Origin of the sequence: Streptomyces sp. DH41, assembly GCF_029813785.1 — a bacterium.
In the GTDB taxonomy this organism is placed as follows: domain Bacteria; phylum Actinomycetota; class Actinomycetes; order Streptomycetales; family Streptomycetaceae; genus Streptomyces.
In genome coordinates this window covers 24,982-48,676 of sequence record NZ_JARVKY010000018.1, presented here as the reverse complement: position 1 = coordinate 48,676, position 23,695 = coordinate 24,982, and the positions used below count along the sequence as shown (strand labels likewise).

Annotated in this window: 28 protein-coding genes; 8 read left to right on the top strand and 20 right to left on the bottom strand. The window is 69.6% G+C overall.

Annotated features, from left to right (window positions below):
* Positions 1-33 precede the first annotated feature (33 nt).
* The 11 genes from QC283_RS26415 to QC283_RS26365 all read right to left on the bottom strand — a co-directional run bounded on the left by QC283_RS26415 (position 34) and on the right by QC283_RS26365 (position 5,944).
* Positions 34-276, bottom strand: coding sequence for a SpdD protein (locus QC283_RS26415; RefSeq protein ID WP_279564187.1), 243 nt, complete (start codon positions 274-276; stop codon positions 34-36).
* 14 nt (positions 277-290) lie between these two features.
* Complete coding sequence (locus QC283_RS26410; protein WP_279564186.1) at positions 291-485, bottom strand: hypothetical protein; 195 nt, start codon at positions 483-485, stop codon at positions 291-293.
* 10 nt (positions 486-495) lie between these two features.
* Positions 496-687 carry a mobile element transfer protein gene (locus QC283_RS26405; RefSeq protein ID WP_279564185.1) on the bottom strand — a complete coding sequence of 64 codons (192 nt, stop codon included), beginning with the start codon at positions 685-687 and terminating at the stop codon, positions 496-498.
* On the bottom strand, positions 687-887 hold the full coding sequence (locus QC283_RS26400; protein ID WP_279564184.1) for a hypothetical protein: 201 nt from the start codon (positions 885-887) through the stop codon (positions 687-689). Before QC283_RS26400 ends, QC283_RS26405 begins: the two co-directional genes overlap by 1 nt.
* 28 nt (positions 888-915) lie before the next feature.
* The gene (locus tag QC283_RS26395) at positions 916-1,566 is read right to left on the bottom strand and encodes a DUF2637 domain-containing protein (protein ID WP_279564183.1); all 651 of its coding nucleotides are present in this window, start codon (positions 1,564-1,566) and stop codon (positions 916-918) included.
* Complete coding sequence (locus QC283_RS26390) at positions 1,566-1,736, bottom strand: hypothetical protein (RefSeq protein WP_279564182.1); 171 nt, start codon at positions 1,734-1,736, stop codon at positions 1,566-1,568. The genes QC283_RS26395 and QC283_RS26390 overlap by 1 nt, the downstream gene beginning before the upstream one ends.
* A gap of 84 nt (positions 1,737-1,820) precedes the next feature.
* Positions 1,821-3,191, bottom strand: coding sequence for an FtsK/SpoIIIE domain-containing protein (locus QC283_RS26385; protein ID WP_279564181.1), 1,371 nt, complete (start codon positions 3,189-3,191; stop codon positions 1,821-1,823).
* Positions 3,192-3,196: 5 nt separating this feature from the next.
* The gene (locus tag QC283_RS26380; RefSeq protein WP_279564180.1) at positions 3,197-3,547 is read right to left on the bottom strand and encodes an SCO3933 family regulatory protein; all 351 of its coding nucleotides are present in this window, start codon (positions 3,545-3,547) and stop codon (positions 3,197-3,199) included.
* Between the two features lie 120 nt (positions 3,548-3,667).
* Positions 3,668-4,396: a GntR family transcriptional regulator gene (locus QC283_RS26375; RefSeq protein ID WP_279564179.1), complete on the bottom strand. Its 729-nt coding sequence runs from the start codon at positions 4,394-4,396 to the stop codon at positions 3,668-3,670.
* A gap of 89 nt (positions 4,397-4,485) precedes the next feature.
* On the bottom strand, positions 4,486-4,923 hold the full coding sequence (locus tag QC283_RS26370) for an ATP-binding protein (protein ID WP_279564178.1): 438 nt from the start codon (positions 4,921-4,923) through the stop codon (positions 4,486-4,488).
* 280 nt (positions 4,924-5,203) lie between these two features.
* Positions 5,204-5,944 carry a GntR family transcriptional regulator gene (locus tag QC283_RS26365; protein ID WP_279564177.1) on the bottom strand — a complete coding sequence of 247 codons (741 nt, stop codon included), beginning with the start codon at positions 5,942-5,944 and terminating at the stop codon, positions 5,204-5,206.
* 81 nt (positions 5,945-6,025) lie between these two features.
* Between QC283_RS26365 and QC283_RS26360 the strand changes: the two genes are divergently transcribed.
* Positions 6,026-7,120: a DUF1152 domain-containing protein gene (locus QC283_RS26360; RefSeq protein ID WP_279564176.1), complete on the top strand. Its 1,095-nt coding sequence runs from the start codon at positions 6,026-6,028 to the stop codon at positions 7,118-7,120.
* 385 nt (positions 7,121-7,505) lie between these two features.
* Here the strand turns inward: QC283_RS26360 and QC283_RS26355 are convergent, their stop codons facing one another.
* Positions 7,506-9,386 (bottom strand): DUF262 domain-containing protein, encoded by a 1,881-nt coding sequence (locus QC283_RS26355; RefSeq protein ID WP_279564175.1) that lies wholly within the window; start codon positions 9,384-9,386, stop codon positions 7,506-7,508.
* Positions 9,387-9,919: 533 nt separating this feature from the next.
* On the opposite strand from QC283_RS26355, the gene QC283_RS26350 reads away from it, so the two are divergent.
* Entirely contained in the window at positions 9,920-10,252 is a 333-nt protein-coding gene (locus QC283_RS26350; protein WP_279564174.1) for a hypothetical protein, read from the top strand.
* 359 nt (positions 10,253-10,611) lie between these two features.
* Here the strand turns inward: QC283_RS26350 and QC283_RS26345 are convergent, their stop codons facing one another.
* The 3 genes from QC283_RS26345 to QC283_RS26335 all read right to left on the bottom strand — a co-directional run bounded on the left by QC283_RS26345 (position 10,612) and on the right by QC283_RS26335 (position 12,741).
* Entirely contained in the window at positions 10,612-11,154 is a 543-nt protein-coding gene (locus tag QC283_RS26345) for an MOSC domain-containing protein (RefSeq protein WP_279564173.1), read from the bottom strand.
* An 82-nt stretch (positions 11,155-11,236) separates the two neighbouring features.
* Complete coding sequence (locus tag QC283_RS26340) at positions 11,237-11,944, bottom strand: B3/B4 domain-containing protein (RefSeq protein ID WP_279564172.1); 708 nt, start codon at positions 11,942-11,944, stop codon at positions 11,237-11,239.
* 149 nt (positions 11,945-12,093) lie between these two features.
* Positions 12,094-12,741, bottom strand: coding sequence for an FMN-binding negative transcriptional regulator (locus tag QC283_RS26335; protein WP_279564171.1), 648 nt, complete (start codon positions 12,739-12,741; stop codon positions 12,094-12,096).
* Between the two features lie 392 nt (positions 12,742-13,133).
* Between QC283_RS26335 and QC283_RS26330 the strand changes: the two genes are divergently transcribed.
* Positions 13,134-13,718, top strand: a complete 585-nt coding sequence (locus tag QC283_RS26330; protein ID WP_279564170.1) for a helix-turn-helix domain-containing protein — start codon at positions 13,134-13,136, stop codon at positions 13,716-13,718.
* A gap of 54 nt (positions 13,719-13,772) precedes the next feature.
* Here the strand turns inward: QC283_RS26330 and QC283_RS26325 are convergent, their stop codons facing one another.
* Positions 13,773-14,561, bottom strand: coding sequence for an MBL fold metallo-hydrolase (locus QC283_RS26325; RefSeq protein ID WP_279564169.1), 789 nt, complete (start codon positions 14,559-14,561; stop codon positions 13,773-13,775).
* A 228-nt stretch (positions 14,562-14,789) separates the two neighbouring features.
* Here QC283_RS26325 and QC283_RS26320 point away from each other — a divergent pair, with 228 nt between their 5' ends.
* A complete protein-coding gene (locus tag QC283_RS26320) occupies positions 14,790-15,275 on the top strand; it encodes a cation:proton antiporter regulatory subunit (protein ID WP_279564168.1) in 486 nt (161 codons plus the stop codon).
* Between the two features lie 121 nt (positions 15,276-15,396).
* On the opposite strand, the gene QC283_RS26315 is transcribed toward QC283_RS26320, so the two are convergent.
* The 3 genes from QC283_RS26315 to QC283_RS26305 all read right to left on the bottom strand — a co-directional run bounded on the left by QC283_RS26315 (position 15,397) and on the right by QC283_RS26305 (position 19,268).
* Positions 15,397-16,644 carry a cation:proton antiporter gene (locus QC283_RS26315; RefSeq protein ID WP_279564167.1) on the bottom strand — a complete coding sequence of 416 codons (1,248 nt, stop codon included), beginning with the start codon at positions 16,642-16,644 and terminating at the stop codon, positions 15,397-15,399.
* A 758-nt stretch (positions 16,645-17,402) separates the two neighbouring features.
* Positions 17,403-18,932, bottom strand: a complete 1,530-nt coding sequence (locus QC283_RS26310; RefSeq protein ID WP_279564166.1) for a potassium/proton antiporter — start codon at positions 18,930-18,932, stop codon at positions 17,403-17,405.
* 36 nt (positions 18,933-18,968) lie between these two features.
* Entirely contained in the window at positions 18,969-19,268 is a 300-nt protein-coding gene (locus tag QC283_RS26305) for a DUF3040 domain-containing protein (RefSeq protein ID WP_279564165.1), read from the bottom strand.
* 313 nt (positions 19,269-19,581) lie between these two features.
* On the opposite strand from QC283_RS26305, the gene QC283_RS26300 reads away from it, so the two are divergent.
* The 4 genes from QC283_RS26300 (at position 19,582) to QC283_RS26285 (ending at position 22,019) form a co-directional block, all read left to right on the top strand.
* Positions 19,582-20,079, top strand: a complete 498-nt coding sequence (locus QC283_RS26300; protein ID WP_279564164.1) for a DUF2975 domain-containing protein — start codon at positions 19,582-19,584, stop codon at positions 20,077-20,079.
* Complete coding sequence (locus QC283_RS26295; protein WP_279564163.1) at positions 20,079-20,303, top strand: helix-turn-helix domain-containing protein; 225 nt, start codon at positions 20,079-20,081, stop codon at positions 20,301-20,303. The genes QC283_RS26300 and QC283_RS26295 overlap by 1 nt, the downstream gene beginning before the upstream one ends.
* A 101-nt stretch (positions 20,304-20,404) precedes the next feature.
* Positions 20,405-20,707 carry a zinc-ribbon domain-containing protein gene (locus QC283_RS26290; protein ID WP_279564162.1) on the top strand — a complete coding sequence of 101 codons (303 nt, stop codon included), beginning with the start codon at positions 20,405-20,407 and terminating at the stop codon, positions 20,705-20,707.
* A gap of 265 nt (positions 20,708-20,972) precedes the next feature.
* Positions 20,973-22,019, top strand: a complete 1,047-nt coding sequence (locus tag QC283_RS26285; protein ID WP_279564304.1) for a PucR family transcriptional regulator — start codon at positions 20,973-20,975, stop codon at positions 22,017-22,019.
* 64 nt (positions 22,020-22,083) lie between these two features.
* On the opposite strand, the gene QC283_RS26280 is transcribed toward QC283_RS26285, so the two are convergent.
* The gene (locus QC283_RS26280; RefSeq protein WP_279564161.1) at positions 22,084-23,655 is read right to left on the bottom strand and encodes a flotillin family protein; all 1,572 of its coding nucleotides are present in this window, start codon (positions 23,653-23,655) and stop codon (positions 22,084-22,086) included.
* Positions 23,656-23,695 lie beyond the last annotated feature (40 nt).

Below are 23,695 nucleotides of genomic sequence, written 5' to 3'. Positions count from 1 at the left end.
TGCTTGGCGGCTTGTTGCCGCCCCGGCGGCCGGTCAGCGCTTGTTCGCGCTGCTGACGAGGGAGCGCAGGACGACGGCGGTGATGGCCACGGACACGGCCGTGACGGCGACCGCCGCCAGGAGCGCGGTGAGGACGACGCCCACGACGACCACCGCGGCGACCGGGCCGATGTAGGGGGCGAGGGTGGTGCGGCCGGCGGAGGGCATCGGGCTGTGGGCGTGGTGGTGGCTGAGGGTGATCGGGGTCGGGACGTCGGGCAGCTTGGGACGGAACACGGCGTATCTCCTTGTCAGTCGCGGGTGCCGTTGACGACGTCGACGCCGGAGCGGGTGCCGGAGTCGATGGCCGAGGCGAGGAAGGTCCGGGAGAGCAGGAAGCCGAAGAGCGCGATCACGACGACGATCCAGACTCGGACGCCGAGGAACCGGACCGCACCCCAGGCGATGAGGCCCAGGACCAGGACGAGCGGCAGCGAGACGGTCACGGGAACTCCCTCAGCGGACGCGGCAGCAGTGGGTGCGGGCGGCGAGTTCGGCGGCGGCGCGGCTGTCGTAGTCGGCGGCGAAGCCGCAGCGCGGGGCGGTGCAGGCCACGGTGTGCTGCTCGCGGCCCCGGCCGTCGTAGTAGGTGGCGACCTGTACGGGGCCGATGCGGACGACGCGGCGGAAGCACGGGGTGCGGGGCATCAGGGCAGGTCCTTCGAGTTCTCGTCGTTCTCGCCGGTGAAGTCGGTGACGTGGTCGAGGAGCCAGCGCCGGATCTCGTCGCCCTCGTACTCGTCGGCGGTGAGGATCACGGGTTCGGCGATGAGCATCGCTTCGGTGAGGCGGTTCTGGCGGGTCAGCTCGGCAGCGCGGTTGAGCACGCGGAGCGTGGACGGGCGCACGGTCGGAGTACCTCCGGGGATCAGGTGATCAGGTGAGGTGTGCGGCGATGGCTTCGGCGAGCGGCATCGGGACGCCGAGCCGGGCGCGAAGGGTCGAGGTGTCGATGGCTGTGCCGGTCCGGGTCCTGTGTTCGTCAGCGACCTTGTGGGCCAGGGCGACGAGGGCGGGTGGGACGGGCACGGGGATGGGTGTGGGTGTGGCTGGTTGGGCGGGGTCCGGCACGGGCGCGGTGGACGACTCGGGAGTTGTCGACGTGGTCGTCGGCTCTGTCTTCGCGGTCGGCGCCGCCGCTTCCGGTCCTGCCGGAGGCGTTCGCGTTCCGTGGGCGAGAAGAGTTCCGCCGAGGAATGCGACCGCGGGCCAGCCGGCGACGAGGATGCGCAGCCAGTCGGGTACGTCGGTCAGGTCGAGGAGGCCGGCGGTCGCGACGTTGGCGCCGAGCGAGGCGACCAGGGCAACGAGGAACCAGCACCAGGCGGACGCTTTCGCGGCGCCGGAGCCGAGTCGGTGCCAGGCGGCGACGAGGAGCAGGTCGACGGAGATCGGATACGCCCACGCCTTCCATCCGGTCTGTCCGGCAGCGGCGGCGAGGTCGTGGAGGTGGGCGAAGGACAGGGCCCCGGCGATGACCGCCTGGATCAGGACCGCGTCCGCGCGCACGGCCGTGGGGCGGGGCATCAGGCCGGCTCGCCGGGGAGAAGGCCCGGCGGGGGCTCCGGCAGCGACGCGGCCAGGGCGGAGCCCATGACCTCAACGAAGGTCGCGTCGGCGCCGGGTGTTTCGGCGTACATGGCGAGGTCGCCCAGCAGAAGAATGATACGGGCGAGGTCCTCGCAGTCGCGGCACATGGTGGTTGCTCTCCTTTCTTTAGGCATGGCGGGGTAGGGACTCGGCGCGAGACGGCCGCGCCGGCCGTGGGAGGGGTGAGGGCGTTACGGGGCCGGGTGCGGTGCGGTCACGGGCTGAGGTGACTGCGCGGGCACGGTCGAGGTCGACGGCCGGAAGGGTGCGAGTGCCGGTACGTCGGGGGCGAGGTGAGCCGCGGCGCGGCAGGTGGCCGCCGCGTCGGCGAGGGTCAGGTGTGGCGTGCGGATGCGGGACCAGCCGCCGGAGGTGTCGCCCACGGCGGCGAGGCCGGGCCGTTCGGCGGGGATGGAGCAGGCCGCGTAGACGGCTTCCGGGGCGATGTCGCCGAGGGCCATCTTGGCGGAGGCTTCGTCGTTGACGCGGTGGCAGACACGGCCGGTGAGCTGGGCCCGCAGCATGGTCGCGCCCTTGCCCAGCTCAGCGCCGAAACGCTGCCCGCACACCTCCAGATAGATGCCGGCGGCGCGGCCGAGCTGGGCGAGGCGGATGAGCTGGGTGACCATCTCGTCCCGCCGGTCTTCGTCCTTCCTGCTCGCGACGAGGAAGAGTTCCGCCACCTCGTCGATGAACAGCACGAGGGGCGGTGGGCGGTCCTCGTCGGGCAGTCCCCAGATGTCGGAGGTGATCAGTTCGTCGGGGGTGCCGGGGGCGATGCCCTGCCGTGTCTTGATCAGGTCGTAGCGGTCCTCCATTTCGCTCACAAGGACGGGCAGCAGCTCGGCCGCCTGCCGCTGGTCGGTGGCCAGCGCGGAGAAGCGGGCGGCGAAGGGCGACAGTTCGACCCCGCGCTTGCAGTCGATGCCGACCAGGGCCACGGGTTGATCCGCCAGTCCGGCGATCAGGTTGCGCAGGTACATGGACTTGCCGGACAGCGTGGCACCGAGCACGAGTTCGTGGGGTACGGCGCGGTAGTCGCGGACGAACGCGGTCGCGTCCTCCCGCAGAGCCACCGGCACCCGCAGTATCCCGCCGCCGGAGCGGCGAGGCATCCGTACCTTGCGCAGCACATCGAAGCCGACGAGTCGCAGTTCGACGACCCCGGGCTTGATGTCGCGCACGTATACGGCGTGGACGCCCCAGGCGTGCCGCAACCGTTCGGCCGAGGCGGCGACGTCTGCGGGTTCCTGCCCGGGAGCGAGCCGGAGCCGCATCCGCAGCCCGGTCGCGGTGGGCCGGATGAGTCCCCGGCGAGGCGGGACCGGCCGGATCTCCCGGCGGGTGGTGGCCTTGACCGCCAGGGCCCGCCAGCGAGGCGGTTCGACGGTCAGGCCGCAGGCGTCCATGGTCGAGGAGTACGAGGCCAGCAGCCGGACCACTGAGGCCGGGATCCCGACCGTGGACCAGTACGCGGCAGGGTGGGCGTGCCGGGCGTAGGCCGCGCCGCCTATCGCGGCGAGTGACCCGCCCACCTCCGCCACCGTCATCAGGTCGGTCACGTCAGTCAGCCCGCCTGAGCCATCGGGAAGGCGCCCGCGGCGACGGCGGTGGCGCGGTAGGCGATGCCGTGCCGCTGCTGGCCGTTGAAGACGCTTTCCCAGGGACGTGCCACCAGACCGGGGAGGGAAACGGGAGCCCCGACGGTCAGACCGTCCGTGACGCCGCTCTCCGGGATGGTGACCTGGATCAGCGACGACTCGCCCTCGTCGATGTAGACGACGCCGACCGTCATCAGTGCTTCGCCGCTCACGGCGTCCTTGGCGATCTCCCCGGTCTTCCGGTCCCGCACCTTCGGGGCCGGCGGCTCGGTGAGCAGGACCGTGGCGGACGAGGCGTCAATGCGGATCACACGCACAGATTTCTCCTTCAGAGTCGGCAACCTGCCACCTGACAAGTTGACTTAGCAAGTTCGAAGCTAGGGATGACAGGTTGACTTGTCAAGCGACATGCGGGGTGAACACGCCCGCGATTCCGGTCAGTTCAGGCGGTAGGTGTCTTCGAGCTCTTGCCTGTCGGCAGGCAGCAGCACGTCAGACACTTGGAGTGCTCGCCCAGAGGCGTCGCAGGCGATCACGAGGACGCTCAGGACGGGCACACCGTCCGGCAGGTCCAACAGCTCGCGTTCGGCAGCGTCGGGCAGACGAGCCGAGACCCGCTCCGTCACGTGGTCGAAGCGGACCTTCTTACGTGCTTCCAGGTGCGCCCGCGTCCCGGACTTCAGCGCGTCGGCGCTCGCCAGGTCGGTGCCCTCGACCAGGCCGGCGGGGAAGTAGGAGGAGAGCAGCTCCACAGCTTCGCTGTCCTTCTCGACCAGGAGGCGACGCATCAGAACCTTGGCGCGCTTGGGCAGACCAAGAGCCGAGGCCACACGAGTCGGCACCGGCACTTCCCCGACCTCCACGAGTCGTCCGGGAGTCTGCGACTCGTCCCGAGCCAGCACACCCCGCCCGCGGCGCTCCCTCTCCTCGACGTCCGCAGGACGCCCGCGCACGATGGTTCCGTACCCCTGCCGGGACTCCAGCCAGCCGTCACGCTTCAGCAGCTCCAGAGCTCGCACGACCGTGGGCCGGGACATCCCGAACGCCTGCACAAGCTGGTTCTCGCTGGGGACGCGGGTGCCGGGCGGGTACGTGCCGTCCTCGATGCGACCCTGAATGGTCTGTGCGAGGCGCACGTACTTGGGGGCCTCCACCTCATATCCCATGCACGCCGCCCGTCAAGATTGGCCAAGTCAACTGGTCAACCAGACTAGCGACAATCCCCGGGCAGGTGTAGGAGCGGGGGACGCCTCCCTCAGGCAGGCCACGCATCGGTCATCAGGAAGGCGACCACCGTGCCGCCGAAGCGGCTGGGCCCGGAGTGCCAGGACTCCGCGATGGAGTCGACCAGGAGCAGTCCGCGCCCGTGGGCGTCGTCGGCGTCCGGCCGGCGAAGACGCACGTTCACCGGAAAGCCGGGGTTGTGCACCTCCACACGCAGCGAGGTTCCCTCCCGGAACCACTCCACGCGTACGCACCACTCCTCGTCGGCCCGTCCGTACAGGATGGCGTTCGTCACCAGCTCGGAGATCAGCAGCGCGCAGTCGTCGACCGAGCAGGCCGGGTTGTACGGGGCGATGAACTTTCGGAACCAGCGCCGAGCCCGGGGGACGGACTCCGGAACCGGGTGCAGGGTCAACGCCCCGAGCCATGGTGATTCCTCGCTGGGACAGCGGTTGAACCGGTAGGTCATCCGCGCTCACTCCTTGCCGCTGCCGTCGCAGTCGAGGCAGCGCCGCTTCGATGAGACACGGGTGCGGTCGTTGGCGGCGGCGAGCGCCACCGACGTACGCGAACCGACGCGCTTCCAACCGCGTCCCCGGCATCCTCGGCATGCTGAGCGCGTGCCCTGATCCGGTCGCCGACCTGCCACGCCGTGCCCCCTTCCAGTAAGTGGCCTTAGCCACTTACTGGATAGTGGCATTGGCCACTTGTGGCGCGCAAGCGGTTCGCGCAACTGACTATCAGTCAGGTCACGTCAGCGGGTAGCCCTGCTCGAACGCCCAACGGCGCGGCGGGTACGTGGCCTCGGCGAACTCCAACGGCCGGTCCTGCATGTCGTAGACGACATGGTGAACGACCAGCACGGCGGAGCCCGGTTCGAGATTCAGGTCGGCGGCCTCTTCGTCGGTGGCACCCCGGGCGCACATCCGGTCCTCGGCGTAACTCCCCTGCCGTCCCGTCGTGTTCTCGACGTACATCAGGGTCCCCTCCTGAATCCGCCCAGGATCCGTGAGCTTGGGCGCGCGCTGACCGACATCGGGCGCGAACCACGAGGTCGACAACGTGATGGGGCCATCCTGGTTGTTGGTCACGCGCCGGCGATGCACGGCCCGGCGGTCCTTCACCAACCCGAGAGCCTCAGCAACGTGATCCGGGGCGTCCATCCAGCCCGCCGAGGTGATCACCGCGTACTCACCAGGCGTGTAGATCTTCCCGGTCTGACGAGCCCGGCCGTACAACTCCCGTGCACGCCTGTTGACTTCCAGACTCCGCACGTACGTACCCGAACCTTGCCGCTTCTCGACGAGCCCCTGATGACTCAGCGCCTCCAGGGCGCGGGCCGCGGTCGGGCGGGAAACCTTCCAGTCAGCGGCCAACTGCCGTTCCGACGGCACCTCGTCACCCGCTCGTAGGTCGCCCCGAAGGATCTGATCGCGGATGTGGTGAGCGATCTGGAGATACTTCGGTTGCGCCTCCTCGATCTGCGGCACGACTCCTCCTCGTCCAAGTGGCTATGGCCTCTAGCCACTATAGAGTGAGTGGCTAATACCAGAACCCGTAATGTTGACCACATGACGCGGTTGATCGTCGCAGCAGGAGGAGGGGGCGACGCAGTCGCCGCCGCAATGCTTCACGCCGCCCAGTACGGCGACGAGGACCAGGCGGTGATCCTCACCTACGCGTGGGACCGTCTCTTGGTCGACCCGGTACCGGGCCCCCGCAGCGCACACGACTTCACCGGTCTCGAAACCGTCACCCGGTCCGTCCGGTCAGTGCCGGCGACGGCCCGCCCGATCGCTCCCGCAGGGTCTACTCTGCCCCGCCTCGCATCCGAGCTTCCCCAGACGTTCGCCCTTCTCGACCCGCAGCACGGAGTCGAAGGCGTGACGAACCAGCTGGAGGAGCTGATCGCCCACCTGACGCCGGAGTCGATCGACCTCCTGGACGTCGGCGGAGACATCCTCGCCCGCGGCGACGAACCGACCCTCAAGAGCCCACTCGCCGACGCACTGACCCTTGCAGCGTGCTGCCGCGTAGACGCACCTGTCCGACTCCTGGTCGCGGGCCCCGGCCTGGACGGCGAACTGTCGGCAGACGACCTTCGCTCGCTCCTGGGCCCCGTCGTCCACACCTTCACGGCGGAGGACGTAGCCCCGATCAGCAGCGTCCTGGAATGGCACCCCTCCGAAGCCACGGGCATGCTCGCGGCGACGGCCCGCGGAGTCCGCGGCATCTGCGAGGTACGCGACGCCGGCCTGCCTGTACCGCTCACGGAAGCCAGCCCACAGCTACACGAAGTCGACCTGGACAAGGCTCTGAGCCACAACGCTCTGGCCCGAGCCATCATGGTGACGACGACCTTGGATGAGGTAGAGGCCCACAGCCGCGAGATCTGCGGCTTCTCCGAGATCGTCTACGAGCGCAACAAGGCCACGTGGTTGAAGGACCAGCCGCCGGTGGCACTCGACACGGAAGCAGTGCTGCGCCAACTCGCCCAGTTCGAGTCGGAGGCCCACGCCCGCGGCGTCACGCACACAACGTTCCGCCACCTCACCGAGGTCCTGAACCTCAACGGCTCTCAGCGCAGCGACCTGCGCCAACTCCTGCTTTCCAGCCACCCGGAGCAGTACGCAACTCCACTCTGGCGCATCCCAGACGCCACCTGAGTTACAACTTTCTATACTGGTTCAAGGCGGCTCGCTCCGCTCACCGCGCGCGGCCCGGCCCCCGGCCGGGCCTGCGCTCCTGTCTCCGCCCCGCTCCAGCCCGGCCGGCGCCCGCGCCACGCGTACAGCGATCAGCCGCTTGCCGCACAACGGATACGCCGCGGTTGGGACGGACGGATCCACGGATATGAGCAGTCACTCTGGCACGAGCCTCGAAGATCATGGCCCCAATGTCGTGCCCCTCACCGGGCAAGTCCAAAGACTGCCTGACGCACTGGAGCCTACGGGTCCGTGATCACTCGCAGAAAAGCCGCTCCACCAACATTTCGGGTCTCGGATCCGAGGTAACAGTGCAACCTATAGACGCCCCCCGCAACGTGTTGAGTTAGAAGTTTCGAGAGATGTGAGAGAGGAACTCATCAGTTTCCATTTCATGCGTTGAGGCGCCGACCCTCACGAAAAACCTGTTCTTGTACGAAATGGGCTTGCCGAGTGATCGGGGCTTCATAATCCAAAGGACTTTTCCATCACAGACGAGAGGGCTAAAGCTGTGCACGAGGTCGGCCGAGAAGTCAGAGTCCACTGGGGCTGACTTAATTTTTTCCTGCCATTTGAGCCACCAGGAATCGATGCCGTGACCCAAGTGGGAGATCTGCTCCTCGGTCCCCACTACGTACTGCCCGTGAATTTCAACTGGAGTTACGCCGAAGAGTTCTGTCGATCGATGTGCCGCAGATGGTTTGTCTGCGACCCCGATCAGGATGAGGCCGGTTGCATCGCGGCTCCAGTTTGCCATGCCGACTGCGGTCTGCATTACTTCGTCAAATAGATCCGTATTCTCGGTGGGCGGGTTCGAGAGTACGCAGAATCCTTGCTTGAGCTCGACGAGGGGATCCTCGTTAACCGGGCCCTGCAGGTAACTTTCGACCAGAAGGCGCGCATTGAGCTGCTTGGTGATGGTTTTAGGCTCGGGTTTAAAGAAGGCCTTTTTGATGCGCCGCTTTACTTGCGGATAGAGTTTGGCCTTCTCATCCTTACCCCATGCGCTCCCTCCGGTTGGAATGGCAAGGTCGCGCCCCCAGAAGTTGTCCAAGACGTTGCGAATAGCCTCCATTGAGAGAGGCTGCATCTCGTCGATGAAGGTGAGTTCGTAGATGACAGAAAAGACTGCCTGAAACTGCCGGCGCGTGCCCTTCTCGTAGGTCTCCAGGTGGACCATATGGCGACCGAGAGGGCCGTGGTCGCGCATGGCTTCATCCAGAAGCTCGATCACTGCCACGATGCGTTGTTGCAAGTTTTCGACACCGATAGCCACAATGGCTGCGTTAACTTCATCTGGAGAAGCCGACTTGATTTTTCGCGGCAAGCCGTATGCCACATCTCGATTCTGCCACCCGCTTGTAGGCCAGGGGGTAAGGATGGCGTCGAGAACAAGGTCCAAAACCATCTCCTCGTCACCGGATGAGCGAATGTCATCTGCGCCAATAATGTTGTGCCGCGTCCAAAAGATTCGGTCTAGGTCTAGGCCGTATTCAAGATCCCTCCGTGAGATGGAGAGCTTTTCCATCTCGCTGAGGGTCAAAGCCTCGGCGAAAGTTCCGTCGCCCCTAATGGTGGCGCTAGTGCGTCGCACTACATCTGACAGCGGCCCCGTTACACCTGCCTGCCGAATCTCATGCAGGCTCAGGCGTCTCCCGCCACTATTAATTCGCCGGAACACCTCGTCGATCGACGAGGTTGCCGCATCGCGATAAATCGAGACGGGGATTTGATAGTTGGCTATCTCCAAGGATGTCTCACGCGACATCACGGGTTCCTTTTGACTAAGCTCGCCAGAGTGCAACTTAGCCAAGGTGTCACCCGTTGTGGCCAAGTCGAAGTATTCACCTTTATAAGCATATTTGTTCTCCATGAAGGAGAAAAATGCTTCGAGACGCTGAAGTCCATCGATTAGCTCAAGGATTTCCGCCCCTCCCTTCCTTCGCTGGGCTAGGAGGATTAGAGGGATCGGCAGCTTGTTGACCGCGGAGTCGATGAGCTTTTCCTTTTCGTCGCGCGTCCAGACGAGCTTTCGCTGATAGCGACGGTCGACAAGGAGTTTGTTCTTGTAGTACTGGTTGTAGAGCTGGTGGAGGTTCTGACCTTGGACGGATAGCTCTGAACTCTGCATGCGTTCACCGTAGTCGACGTGATTGGGGTTGGTACCGTGCATCACGGAACTGAGCTGGCGGCGCGCGCCTGCGTACTGTCTGCCGACCTCAATCAAAGATCGTAGGGAAACCACGGGGAACCACTCGACGGCTCTCAACGGGCTGATGCCCCTCCACCACAGCTCAGCAGCGTTTCCGCGCCGGAAGAACCCGAGTTGAGGGCTCAGGCAGCACCAATGCGGGCTCGCCGCCCGGGCTTACTGTGGCCGACGGGAGCGGCAGCGTGGCTGAGACCGATGGGGGTGCGGCGAGGCATACGCGTGCGTGGTCGGTTGGCGCACCCGCCATCGTGGCTGACTGTCGTCGGCTGAGGTTCAGATGGGTCATATCGAAGTGCCGGCCGTCAGCAGAGTGCGCCAAAGCTGGGCCGTCCCTGGGCCGTCCGAGGCCGCTCGACAGTGGCCAATGACGACCAACGACGACCACCAGGCGCACGGACCCACCGACTCTGAGCAGCAAGGACCCAGCTCACCAAGATCCCCGGCAAGACCCAGGGCAAGAAGACACTTGTGAGCGGCGGGCCTTGACCACGTGTGGCCGCGCAGGTCACGAGCAGCTGTCCAACAGCACAGCGTGTGCATCATGAGGCATGGGGATTGATCTGGAGCTGCACTCATCACGGCCGGCGCGCAAGAACTGGCGCGCGACGCTATTGCAGACTTCCTACGGGCATGGCGACGCTCTGGCCGATGCGCTCGGCTCGCTTGAGCTCCTCGGCGTACCCGGGAGGCTCACTGCCGTCGATCTGTACGGGGACACGTTGATGAACGAGCAGGAGGCTGCAGCCGCCGTCCGTGAGATTGGCGATCTGAAGCAGAGATGCAGTGACGAGCGTCAGCTCGCCGCATTGGACGACCTCGCGAGGATGCTGGGTGAGTGCGCAGCCACTTCCGGCAGTTACCTGTGGTTCGCGGGCGACTGAAGCTCGCGTAGCGCCTGCTGGGTGCGTGTCTAACTGCGTGACAACGCCGACGGACAGCGGCGGACAACCACGCACGCTCGTGGAGCATCGCACCAGGTGAGGGACACACCAGCCCAAGGTCGCGCTCTCGCCCAAGTTGCTTCGGGACGAAGAGGTCGTGGGTTCAAATCCCGCCACCCCGACAGTGAGACACCAGGTCAGGGGCCTGATCCGCTTAGCGGGTCGGGCCCCTGAGTGGTTTCTGGGGTCTTTTGGGAGCCGATTGGTGGCCGGGCCCGGGAGGGTGCGGGTCTGTCTGGGCCTCACACCTCGCGAACCCGTGTGGCCGTCGTCATGTCACGGACTGTTCGGCGAGCTGGTCAGATCCGGTCCAGGGGGCGGTGCGGGCCGCTGGGGAGTTCGGTTCGGACGGGGTCGCCGGGGCGCACCACACCGCCCTCCCTCACGACGCTCATGACTCCGGCCTTGCGTACGGTGTTCCCGGCCTCGTCGCGGCCGACGACCTGCTTCAGCAGCCCGGCCTGGAAGTTGTCGATCTGCAGGCAGGGATTGCGGAGGCCGGTGACTTCCAGGACCGCGGAGTCGCCGATGCGCAGGAGTGTGCCGACCGGAAGGCCGAGCAGGTCGATGCCACGGGTGGTGATGTTCTCGCCGAGTTCGCCGGGCGCCACTTCGAAGCCTTCTTCGCCGACCTCGGCGAAGAGCTCTTCGTGGATGAGGTGGACCTGGCGCAGGTTCGGCTGGGTGGGGTCCTGCGCGACGCGCGAGCGGTGCTTGACCGTCACACCGGCGTGCACGTCCCCTTCCACACCGAGCCCGGCGAGCAATCTGACGCTGTCCCGGTTCGGCTTGGTGAACGAGTACTCCCCGTTGCTGCTGACCGCCGTCACTCTTCCGTCCATGCCTCGGAACCCCCTCGTCGGTGACCGTGTTCGGGCACGAGCCTAGCTCTGGTTCCTCGGGCGCCTTGGGTGGCCGACGAGCTCACACAGTGACTTCCGGCTGCTCCGGGCTGAGGTGGTACGTGCGCGTCCGCGTGGAGTGCGGCGACAACAGGCCGGTCAGTTCCTCGGCGGCGGTCTTGAGGAGGTGGCCGTCACGGGTGGCCTGGAGGGTTTCGAGGACGAAGGCGACGCGGGTGGAGTCTTCGGTGACGCGGGTGCGGTGGGCGTCACGGTGGTTCCAGTGGCGGGTCAGCACGCCGGTGGCGTCGGTGTAGACGACCTCGCCGGGTTTGGGGTTCTCGGTGGTGCCGGGTTCGCCGAGCGGGGTGAACTCCTCGGTGCCGTCCGCGTACCTGATGTCCACGGCGCCGGTGACGTGGTCGAGGTCGAAGGCTCCTGCGGGCAGGCCGTGGTGGACGGAGACAGCGTTGTAGGTGTCGACGGCCGGGTTGATGCGCGGCAGGCTGCCCTTCTTGGCCATGCGGCGGCCGAGCGCGTCGACGCTGGGGCGAATGCGGCGCGGGTTGGTGCCGAAGGCGCGGTAGGCGGTGTGCCACGCCTCGATCCTCGGGTCGCTCTCGTCGGCGGGGGCCCAGGCGCCGGCGGCCAGCCGCTGCTCGAGCTCGTCGAGCGCGGCGGCGCTGCCGGGCCAGGGCTCGTGGCCGCGCAGCCCGTCGGCGGTGACCACGGCGATGAGAGTGTCGGGGAAGGCGTGGGCGACGTCGAGGGCGAGGCGGAAGGCGGTCATGGGTGGGCTCCGTTCCGATGTGGGGCGGGGTGACGGGCTGCGGGCGGGCGGACTGTGGGCTGCGGGCGGGCGGACTGTGGGCTGCGGGCGGGCGGACTGTGGGCTGCGGGTGGCGGTTTGCGGGGTGGCGGGGTGGCGGGGTGGCGGGGTCAGGCTTTCCAGGGGCCGATGCGGTCCAGGCGGCGCCGCTGCTGGCGGGCCGTGGGCTCGTCGAGGGCCTGCTTGCGGTCGGTAAGACGGTCGGCGACGGTGGCACGGTGCTCTACGGGCTTGTGGTCGTCGTACTTGAACTTGGCCCGGACCTCCGTCACCGTCAGCTTCAGACCTCGGATTCCGGGCAGCATCCGCCCGTACGGCGCCTGACCGGCCTCGACGGGGGCGTGGTCGCCGTCGGGCTGGAAGTGGGCCATCTGTCGGCGCAGTAGCTCGGCCTTGGCTTCCGGATCATCGACGATGCGGGCCCGGCAGACGAACTGGACGGCGGCGTAGTAGCTGGTGGGCACGCCTTCGGTGGGCGGCGTGCCGGGCTTGGCGCGCCAGGGACCGGGGACGAAGGCGTAGTCGCCGATCACTGTGAACGTCACGTTCGGGTCGTACTCGATCGGCCCCCAGACCGGATTCGGCCGGGCCAGATGGATCAGCAGCTCGTCGCCGTCCGGGACGAAGTGGGTGGGCACGGTGGTGGGCGCGTGGCCGGACAGGCCGTTGACGCTGAGCAGCCCGAAGTCGTGACCGTCGGCGATCCAGGTCTGCCATTCGGCCTCGTCCAGGGCCGCGTCCCAGGGCTGGATGAACATGCGGGGCTCCTTGAAGTGCGCGGGGCGGTCAGGCGAAGGCGAAGGTGGCTGGCAGCGAACGCGGCTGCGCCCAGGCCGACGCGCTGCCCCCTGTGGACTCGGTCGGCGAGCACGCCGCGGTCGCGCAGGACCGTGCCGGCCGGATTTCAGGGCAGTGATCACGGCGACGACGGCGAGGTCACCGGCGTTCGCGGCGAGCGGCGCCCGGGCCGCCGAGGAAGCAGACGCATCCGCAGGCCGGCGAGCTGCCAAGGGCCGGCAGCGGAGCTGTCACGGGACGATCCTTTACGATTACAGTAGAACGACTAGACCGTACAACGGAACGACCGCACTCTGTCAACCGAACGACCGAGTGGCACTTTCCACTGACCGACCGATGGGATGGCGACCAGGTGACCGAGACAGAGGTGGCTCTGCGCACGCTCGCGCACAACGTCCGCTCGGCTCGCACGCGCGCCGGTCTGTCCCTGGACGAGCTCGGCCGCCGGGCCAAGGTCAGCAAGGGCGCCCTGGTCGGTCTGGAGAAGGCGCAGGGCAATCCGAACTTCGCGACCCTGGTCAGGCTGGCCGACACGCTCGGCGTCTCGGTCTCCGCGCTGATGGACGGTCCGGCCGAAGGGCGCGTCCGCGTGGTCTCGGCCGGCGCCGTGATGCCGCTGTGGGCGGGCGAGCGGGGCAGTGAGGCCCGGCTCATGCTGACGACGTCGGGCCCCGCCCCGGTCGAGGTGTGGCGGTGGCGTCTGGAGCCTGGCGAGGAGTACCCCAGCCACCCCCACCAGGCCGGTGTCGTGGAGACCGTCAGCGTCACCACGGGGCGCATGGTCCTGGTGGTCGACGGCGCGGAGCACCCCGTCGCAGCCGAGCAGACCGCCACGTTCGACGGCGACGTCCCCCACACCTATCGCGGGGCGGGGGACGAGACCTGCCATCTGATCATGACCGTCCATCTGCCGCCCGGGCCCACACCCACGGCCTGACCAGGCTGCGGACGGCGCACCGGCTCGCGGAGCGAGGGGCACGGTCCGTCCCGGTCAGCCCCCGGGCTTCCCCGGCACCCCGAAGGTGTGGCCGGGAGCGGCGTACTCGACCGGGCCGTCGTAGCGCGTGCTCGCCCGGGTCACTGCCTCCGCCGGGGGCAGGGACGGGCCGAGGTGGGTGACGACCAGGCGCTGCGCACCGGCGACGGCCGCGCTCGTGCCCGCCTGCTCCGGGGTGTGGTGGACGGCCTCCGTGCCGGCCTGTGGCGTGTGTGCGTAGTCCGCCTCGCACAGCAGCACCGCGCAGTCGTCGGCGAGCGCGGTGAGCGCCTCGCAGGGGGCGGTGTCCCCGGAGTAGGCGAGGCAGGCGCCGTCCTCGGTCTCGACACGGACCCCGAACGCGGGCATCCCGTGCGCCACCGCCCGGCTGGTCAGAGCGAGTCCGCCGACCAGGGCGCGGTGGTGGTCACGCACCTCGACGACCTGGAAGGCGTCCTCCACCGGGCTCCGCCGCGGCCCGTTGGTGAGGAAGCCGGCGAGCCGGTCCGCGATTCCCGGGGGGCCGAAGAGGGGGACGGGCGCGGCGAGTTCGACGTCCGCGTACAGGAGGCCGTAGTACGCGGTCAGCAGGTCGGAGCAGTGGTCCGCGTGCAGGTGGGAGATCCAGATGCCGTCGAGCTGGTCCAGGCGTATGTGTGCGCGCAGCGCTCCGAGCGTGCCGCTGCCGGCGTCCAGCCACAGCCGGGTGCCGGCGCCCTCGACGAGGTATCCCGAGCACGGGTTCCCGGCCTGGGGGTACGGGCTCGCGCTGCCGAGCACCGTGCATCGCAAATCGTCCGTCATGCGCGCGGAGTCTACGGGCCTTGTCCTCAGGGTCTCCCGGTGTTCGGGCGTCCGGCGCCCGAACACCGGGAGGCCACTTCCGCCCACGTCGTCCTGCCGTCCGGTGGGCGTGCCGGCCGCCCGGGCGGCCGTTCCCAACCCCTGGGAGTGGACGCGCCACCGGCACTCTAGGGTGTCCCGGGTTGCCGGAACACAGCCTGGCGCGGGCGGGGAGACAGGGAGACAGCCGTGGGTACTGCGCGTACGAGCAGGACGCCGTTGCCGGGGATCGGGGTGCGCTACGACCTGGTCACGCGAGAGCGGCGCCGGCTGTCGGTGGTGGCCGAACCGGACGGGGCCCGGACGCTGAGCACGTATCGCAGGGACGATCCGGACGACCGCGCGATGTCGGTGCGACTGGCCGCGGACGAGGCGGCGGCGGTCGTCGACGCGCTCATGCCGGCCCATCACAGTCCCAGTCTTCTGTCGACGACCGAGTTGGGGCTGGTCGCGGAACGGGTCGGGCTGTCGCGGACGTCCCACTGGAGCGGGCGCGCGCTGGGAGAGACCCGGATGCGTACGGAAACCGGTGTGTCGATCGTGGCCGTACTGCGGCGGGCCGAGGCGATCCCGTCTCCCGGGCCGGAGTTCCGGCTGGCCGGTGGTGACACGCTGATCGTGATCGGGACGCGTGAGGGCGTCGATGCCGCGGTGGAGGTACTCGGCCGGGAGTGAGGGTCACGGCTGATCGGCGGAGGCGTCCGCCGATCAGCCGTGCGCAGCCGTCCGGGCACGCGCCGTGGGCGTCGTGCACGGTCATGCCTCTCGTCACCGTGCTGCCGCAGTGGGCCGCCGCTCAGGCGTTGGCGTGCTCGGACTCGGCGGTCGGCTCCGCGGTCGGCTTCGAGGTCGGCTCCGTGTCGGCGGGGACGGGACCGGGTGCCTTCGAGGTGGTCCGGCGGGTGAGGCGGCGGGCCAGTGGCTCGGTGAAGCGGGTGGTCAGCGGGCCGACGACGACGAGGATGAGGACGTAGGCGGTGGCCAGCGGGCCGATGCGGGGCTCTACGCCCACGGCGAGTCCGGCGATGACGATGGAGAACTCACCCCGGGCGACCAGGGTGCCGCCCGCCCGCCATCGGCCTCCCCCCTGGATGCCCGCGCGGCGTGCGGCGTACCAGCCGGTGGCGACCTTCGTGAGTGCCGTGACGACGGCGAGGAGGAGGGCGGGGACAAGGACGGGCGGGATGTCGGCGGGGTCGGTGGACAGGCCGAAGAAGACGAAGAAGACGGCGGCGAACAGGTCACGCAGCGGGGTGAGGAGGCTGCTGGCGCCCTCGGCGACCTCGCCGGACAGGGCGATCCCGACCAGGAAGGCGCCGACCGCCGCGGAGACCTGGAGCTCCTGCGCGAGGCCCGCGACGAGGAGGGTGAGGCCGAGTACGACCAGCAGGAGCATCTCGGCGTTGTCCGAGGAGACCGCGCGGCTGATCAGCCGTCCGTGGCGGAGCGCGACGTAGAGGACGGCGCCGACGGTACCCAGGGAGATCAGCAGGGTGACGGTGCCTCCGGCCAGGCTGACGCCGGCCAGCAGGGCGGTGAGGATCGGCAGGTAGACGGCCATGGCGAGGTCCTCGATGACGAGGACGCCGAGGACGACGGGGGTCTCCCGGTTGCCGAGCCGGCCCAGGTCGCCGAGGACCTTGGCGATCACCCCGGAGGAGGAGATCCAGGTGACGCCGGCGAGCGCCACGGCGGCCACCGGGCCCCAGCCCAGGATCAGTGCCGCCGCGGCGCCGGGCACCGCGTTGAGGACGAAGTCGACCGCGCCGGAGGGGTATTGGGTCTTGAGGTTGGTGACGAGTTCCGAGGCGCTGTACTCCAGACCGAGCAGGAGCAGCAGCAGGATGACGCCGATCTCGGCGCCGGTGGCGACGAACTCCTCGCTGGCCTGCAGGGGCAGGAGGCCCCCGTGACCGAAGGCGAGCCCGGCCAGCAGGTAGAGAGGGATGGGCGAGAAGCCCACCCGGCCGGCGAGGCGGCCGAGCAGCCCCAGGGCGAGGATGATCGCTCCCAGCTCGATGAGCATGGCAGTCGTGTTGTGCACGGGCGTCTGTCCTCCGGTTCGATTCGGCGACGGCGTCTGTGCCTTCTCGGCAGCGAGCGGCGGTGGAGGGCGGCCGGTGAGCGGGCGAGAGCCCTCCGAGGCACGGCGGGGCAGCCGAAGGTGGCGTGGTGCGGGGTGGCGTGGTGCGGGGTGGCGTGGTGCGGGGTGGCGTGGTGCGGGGTGGCGTGGTGCGGGGTGGTGAGATGCGAAGGGGCGTGATGCGAGGGCGCGGGGGTGCGGCGGGTGGGGTGTGAGGTCGTGCGGCGGGTGGGGTGTGAGGTCGTGCGGCGTGCTCGGCGTGCGTGCCCTGCCGCTGAGCGAGACCGGGGCCGGGCGGGTCGGCCGGGCGGGTGGCCGACCGGTTCGGCCGGGGCCGCGAACGGCATGGGGTCGGCAGGCGGGGCTCAGCCGGTGACGGTCGGCGGGCGCTTCGAGCCGTGGGAAGCCGGAAGGCACCGGAAGGTGGAACCGGCAGGTACCGGAAGGTCAGGCCCCGGGAGCCGCACCGCTCGCGTCTGGCACGCTGTCACGAGCGGTGTTGTCGATCCGTACGGTCCTGCGGGCCGGGACGGCTCGGTCCATGGCGCGTCCCCCCTCGTACCTCGTATCGAATGCCGCGATCGAGCTGTGCGAAATGAGCACCCAACCGCTCAAGGGAGCGTCACGGCTCGGTAAAGAAGTTTACCGCACGACCTATTACGCACAGTGGCGCTTTCCATCCGATACGTGAATCAACGGAACGTGCGGACTTCGGTGATTCACGACTCACGCGGCGCGGCGGGCTCCGACTCGGGGGCGCCGTGTTCGCCCAGCCAGCGGGCCATCTTGCCGCGTCGGCCGATGGCGCGCAGGCGGCGTTCCGTTGCCTCCCGGACCTCCGGCGTGGTGATGAGCAGCAGCTCGTCCCCGGAGTGCAGCACCGTGTCGCGGTCGGGCACCAGGGTGGTGTCGCCCCGGACGATCAGCGTGACGACGGTCGGGTGCGGCAGCCGCAGTTCGAAGACGGCGACGCCGTGCAGGCGGGAGCCCGGTGGGATGGTCACGGTGAGCAGGTCGGCGTCCAGGACGTCGAGGGGCGCGGTCTCGACCTGGATCTCGCGCAGCGCGTCGGAGCGGGCCAGGCCCAGGCGCCGGGCGACGGCGGGCAGGGTGGGGCCCTGGACGAGGGTGAACAGGACGACGAGGACGAAGACGATGTTCAGGACGTCGCCGGCGCCTGTGACCCCTTCGACGATCGGGAAGGTGGCGAGCACGATGGGGACCGCGCCGCGCAGGCCCGCCCAGGAGATGAACGCCTGCTCGCGCCAGGGGATGCGGAAGGGGAGGAGACAGAGCAGGACGGAGACGGGCCGGGCGACCAGGAGCAGGACCAGGCCGACGAGGAGTGCGGGGAGGATCGCGGAGGGCAGTTCGCTCGGGTCGACGAGCAGGCCGAGCATGACGAACAGGCCGATCTGGGCCAGCCAGCCGGCGCCTTCGGCGAAGGAGCGGGTGGCGGCTCGGTGCGGCAGCTTGGCGTTGCCGAGTACGAGACCGGACAGGTAGGCGGCGATGATGCCGCTGGCGTTGACGGCGCCGGCCGCGGCGAACGCGACGATGCCGAAGCCGACCGTGGCGAGCGGGTACAGGCCGGTGGCGGGCAGGGCGATGTGCCGCAGGGCGGCGGCGCCCAGACGGCCGATCAGTACACCGAGGGTGCCGCCGATCACCAGTTGGTAGAGCAGGTCGCCGACGACCGGGGCGGGGCCGGGCAGGTCGCCGGCGGTGGTGGTGGCGAAGATCAGGACCAGGATGATGGTGGGGGCGTCGTTGAATCCGGACTCGGCCTCCACCAGCCCCGTCACCTTCTGCGGCAGCGGCAGTGAGCGCAGCACGGCGAAGACCGCGGCGGCGTCGGTCGAGGAGACGATGGCGCCGAGCAGCAGGGCCAGGTGCCAGTCCATGCCCAGCAGCCAGTGGGCGCCGGCCGCGGTGACCGCGACGGAGACGGCCACGCCCGCCGTGGCGAGCACGCCGGCGGGGGCGAGCAGGCGCTTGACGTCGCCCCACTGGGTGGTGAGGCCGCCCTCGACCAGGATGATCGCCAGGGCGGCGGTGCCGAGCGCCTGGGCCAGTTGCGCGTCGTCGAAGTTCAGGCCCAGCCCGTCCTCGCCGGCGATGACGCCGACCGCGAGGAACAGCAGCAGGCTGGGCAGGCCGACGCGATGGGCGGCGCGGGCGGCGGCGATGCTGGCCAGCAGTACCGTGCCGCCGATCAGCAGGGTCAGGTACAGCTCGGACAGGGTCATCGACCGGGCCCCGAGCCGTCCGGGGCCGGCCCGCGGTCAGCGGGGCCAGAAGCGGGGCGGGGGGTACCGGTTCGCGCGCGTGCGCCGGTGCGGGTCGAGGAGTTCCCCGGCCACGCCCGCCAGGACCAGACCGGTGGCGATGAGCAGCCCGTGGGCCAGGGCGAGGCCGGTGCCCAGCACCGCCAGGGCGGTGGCGAGCAGCAGCCAGGCCCCGCGGTGGCGGTACTCGCGGGGGCGGCAGGGACGGCCGGTGTCGAGGGCGTGGGAGAACCGGGGGTCGTCGCGGTGCAGGCGGGACTCGATCTCACTGAGCCGCTGGTCGTCGGATCCGGGCATGGTGTCCTCCTCCCGGCGCGGGGCCCTGGGCAGGCGACGCGGTCGGTCGGGCGGGCCATCTGCTCTCCTTGCGAGGTGGGAACGTCACCGATCACACCAGGACGAAGTGGCGCAGCCGCGCATACGTGGCCGTCCCACCCCGGAGCGTCCGGGACAGGGTGAAGGGTGGGCGGGTCGGCTCCAGCCTCTCCTTGTCCACGGGGCGCGCGCTATCCGGTACGGAGCCCACATGTGACCGGACGAGACCTGTACATCTTGCCTCACCTATCGTTAGTCGATAGATTCCCATCGTGATTCGATTGAAGGAGGGGCGATGGGTCAGCTGACAGTGCTCGCGCTGCGCGGTGTGGTCGGGGTACTGCTCGCCGGGGCGGTGTTCATCCAGGCGGTGCTGGTCTGGCTGCTGGCGGCCGGATCGGGTGATCCCGACGCCGCCCTCGCGGCCGTGCGCACGCCGGTGTTCCTGATCGTCGTCCTGGGCGCCGCGGCGGCCGAGGTCGTGCTGGTCTGCGTCTGGCGGCTGGTGACGATGGTGCGCCGGGGCACCGTCTTCTCCCTCGGCGCCTTCCGGTACGTCCATGTCGTGATCGGTGCCTTCGTCGCCGCCGCGCTCCTGGTCTTCGCGCTCGCGGTCGTCCTGGCGCCGGGCGAGGCCGTCGCACCCGGCGTCGTCCTCCTGCTGGGCGGGGTCGTCGTGGCGGTCCTCGGCGTCGCGCTGGTCGTGCTCGTCCTGCGGATGCTGCTCGCCCAGGCCGTCGCGCGCGACATCGAGGCGGCGCGGATGCGGGCCGAGCTGGCAGAGGTGATCTGATGCCGATCGTCGTCGACATCGACGTGATGCTGGCGAAGCGCAAGATGTCCGTGGGCGACCTCGCGGACCGTGTCGGCATCACCCCCGCCAACCTGGCGGTACTCAAGAACGGCCGCGCCAAGGCGGTGCGCTTCACGACGCTCGCCGCGCTCTGCGACGTACTCGAGTGCCAGCCGGGGGACCTGCTGCGCTGGGAGGCCAAGGGCGCGCACGCCGAAGAGTGACATCGGTCGCGGGTGGCCTCCCGGGCCCGCCCGGGCGCAATCTGGGAGAAGATCTGCGTGCCCTGCGTGCCCGCGGGGGACCGACCCGGGAAGGACGTCTCGTGATCATCTTCGGCACCAAGGGATACCTCTACCAGCTCGCGATACTGACGCTGGTGTGCGGCCAGTGCGGCAACCCTTCCGCGCACACGCTCAGGAAGCGCGTCTCGAAGTTCACGCTGTTCTTCGTGCCGCTGTTCCCGTTCTCCACGAAGTACCTGACGCAGTGCACCTTCTGCGGCGCCGAGCAGCAGGTGAGCAAGGAGCAGGCCGAACAGCTCCAGACGCAGGCCGTGAGCGGCCAGGGCGGTCTCGGCGGTCAGGCGTACGGGGCGTCGCAGCAGCAGCCGCACCAGCAGCCGTGACACCCGGCGGTGAGGCGTCGGCGCCGAGGCCGCCGGAAGCAGCGGAGGACAGCCGCTGACCAGGCCTTCGCGCGTTGCCGGTTTCCGGCAGCCTTGACTACCCTCACGTTGCCGGACACCGCACACCGGGCGTGAACGGCAGGGGAGGCGCGGCGTGACGGACCACCAGACGGACCAGAGACAGCCAGCTCAGCGGCAGGCGGAACAGCAGCGGTCGGAACAGCAGCGGTCGGACGACCGGGGGGCGGACGAGCAGGAGACGTACCTGACCGGGTACGCCGAGATCCTCGCGCAGGTCGCCGGCACCGGGCGTCGGCTGAACCGTGACGAGCTGGAGAGCCGGCGGTTCTTCGGCGAGCAGGCCGCGGAGGCGGGTCACAGTCTGCGCAGTCTCGTACGGCTGCACCTGGACGCCACGCGCGCGTCCTGGCCCGGCGGCGGTACGGCGGCCTCCGGCACCGGTGTCGCGGACAGTGTGCTGGCCGCCGTCGCCCAGGCCGTCGACGCCTTCGCCGAGGGATACGAACGCGCGCAGCGTCTCGCCGTACGCCAGGAGGAGGCCGCACGGCGGGAGTTCATCGACGACCTGCTCTACGGACGCAGTGACCTGGGCCGGCTCGCCGAACGGGCCGAGCGCTTCGGACTCGTCCTCTCCCGCGCCCACGCCGTCGCGGTGGCCGAGGGACCCGAGGCGTACGACGACACCGCCCAGGTCACCCGGCTCGTGGAGACCGCGCTCATCTCCCGCTTCGGCGACCGGCGCATCCTGATCACCACCAAGAACGGGCAGCTGATCTGCATCGCGCCCGGCGACCAGGACGACGTCCTCTCCTTCTTCGCCAAGCAGGCGTACGCCGCCACGGACGGCAGCCGGGTGGCCATCGGGCGCCCTCAGAACGGCGCGGGCGGCGTGGTGCACAGCTACGAGGAGGCGCTGAGCACCCTCGAACTCGCCGAGCGGCTGGAACTCGACGAGCCCGTGCTGCGCGCCGCCGACCTGCTCGTCTACCCGGTGCTCACCCGCGACCGGCAGGCCATGGCCGACCTCGTGGTCAGCGTGCTGGGTCCGCTGCGCGGGGCCCGCGGCGGGGCCGAACCGCTGCTGCGGACCCTGGAGACGTACTTCGACGCCGGCTGCACCGCGGCCGAGGCCGCCCGGCGCCTCGCGCTCAGTGTGCGGGCCCTCACCTACCGGCTGGACCGCATCCATCAACTGACCGGGGCCAACCCCGCCGATCCGGTGCACCGCTACACCCTGCAGACCGCGGTCATCGGGGCGCGGCTGCTGGGCTGGCCCGCTCAGGAGATCTGAGCGGGCCGACCGGAGGCGGCGGCAACAGCAGCGGCGGCGGCGGGTGGATGGATGGACCGGTGGATCAGCCCGTGATCTCCACCTTGCCGTTGAGCTGCGGGTCCGCCCCCGCCGGCTGTCCCGGCTGCCCCTGCTGACCCGGCTGACCCGGCCCGTCCGCCGCCTTCGCGGCCTGCCCGGTGATGTTCTTCAGCAGGGCCGGCAGGTCGACGCCCGTGGTGGAGCCCAGCAGTTCCATGCCCTGCGCCACGTTGTCGGCGACCGTGCGCGACAGCCGGCTCGCGCCGTCCGTCGAGATGACCGTCATCTTGTCCACGGCCGCGAGCGGCTCGGCCGCCTTGGCCACCACCTGCGGCAGCACCTCGACCAGCATCTGGAGCACGGCCGCGTCGCCGTACTTCCCGAAGGCGTCGGCCTTCTGCCGCATCGCCTCGGCCTCGGCCGAACCCTTGGCACCGATCGCCGCGGCCTCCGCCTCGCCCTCCAGCCGTACGGCCTCGGCGATCGCCACACGCCGGGAACGCTCGGCCTCACCCTGCTTGAGGCCCTCGATGGCCTCCGCCTCGGCCAGCGCGCCACGCCGCTGCTTCTCGCCCTCACCGGTGAGCCGGGCCCGCTCGGCCTCGGCCTGGGCGGCGGCGATCTCGGCCGACCGCTCGGCCTCCGCCTGCTTCACCCGTGCCACCCGGCGGGCCTCCGACTCCTGCTCGGCCGCGTACCGCTTGGCGTCGGCCGGCTTGCGCACCTCGGTGTCGAGCTGGCGGTCCTTCAGCGCGGCCTGCCGCTCGGCGACCTTCTCCTGCTCGGTGAGGATCTCCTGCTCCCGGGCCGCCTGTGCCAGGGGGCCGGAGGCGTTGGCGCGGGCCGACGCCTGGTCGGTCTCGGCCTTGATCTCGGCCTGCTTCAGGTAGAGGGTCCGCTGCGCGACCGCGATCTCCTCCTCGGCCTTCAGCCGTGCCTGCTCGGCGGCCCGCCGGGCCACCGCTTCGGCGATGTCGGCCTCCTGCCGGGCCCGCGCCGCCTCGGGACGGCCGAGGTCCTCCAGGTAGGAACCCTCCGTGGTGATGTCCTGGATCTGGAAGGCGTCCAGTACGAGGCCCTGCCCGGACAGGCTCGCCTCCGCCTCCTCGGCGACCTGCCCGGCGAACGCGGCCCGGTCCCGGATGACGTCCTCCACGGACATCCGGCCGACGATCGCGCGCAGCGCGCCGGACAGCACCTCCTGGGTGAAGCCGACGATGCCGTCCTGCTGCATCAGGAACCGCTGCGCGGCGGCGCGGATCGCGTCCTCCGTGCCGCCGACCTTGACGATCGCGACACCTTCCAGGTTGGCCTTGACCCCGCGCAGCGTCACCGCGCCGCGCACGGCGACCGGGATGTGCCGTGAGGAGAGGTCCAGCGTGAACCTCTGCTGCACGAACGGCACGACGAAGACACCGCCGCCGACCACGACCTTCTGGCCGCTGTTGTCGGTGAACACCCGGCCCGTCTCCGGATCGGTCGACTTCTTGCCGCGCCGTCCCGTGATGATGAACGCCTCGCTCGGCCCGGCCACCTTGTAGCGGCTGACCACCACCAGCGCGAGCAGCACCAGGAGTACGACGACTCCCAGCACCGCGATGACGACAGGACTCATGGCAACGCCCCCGAATCACAGATCACGGAACACACAGAAC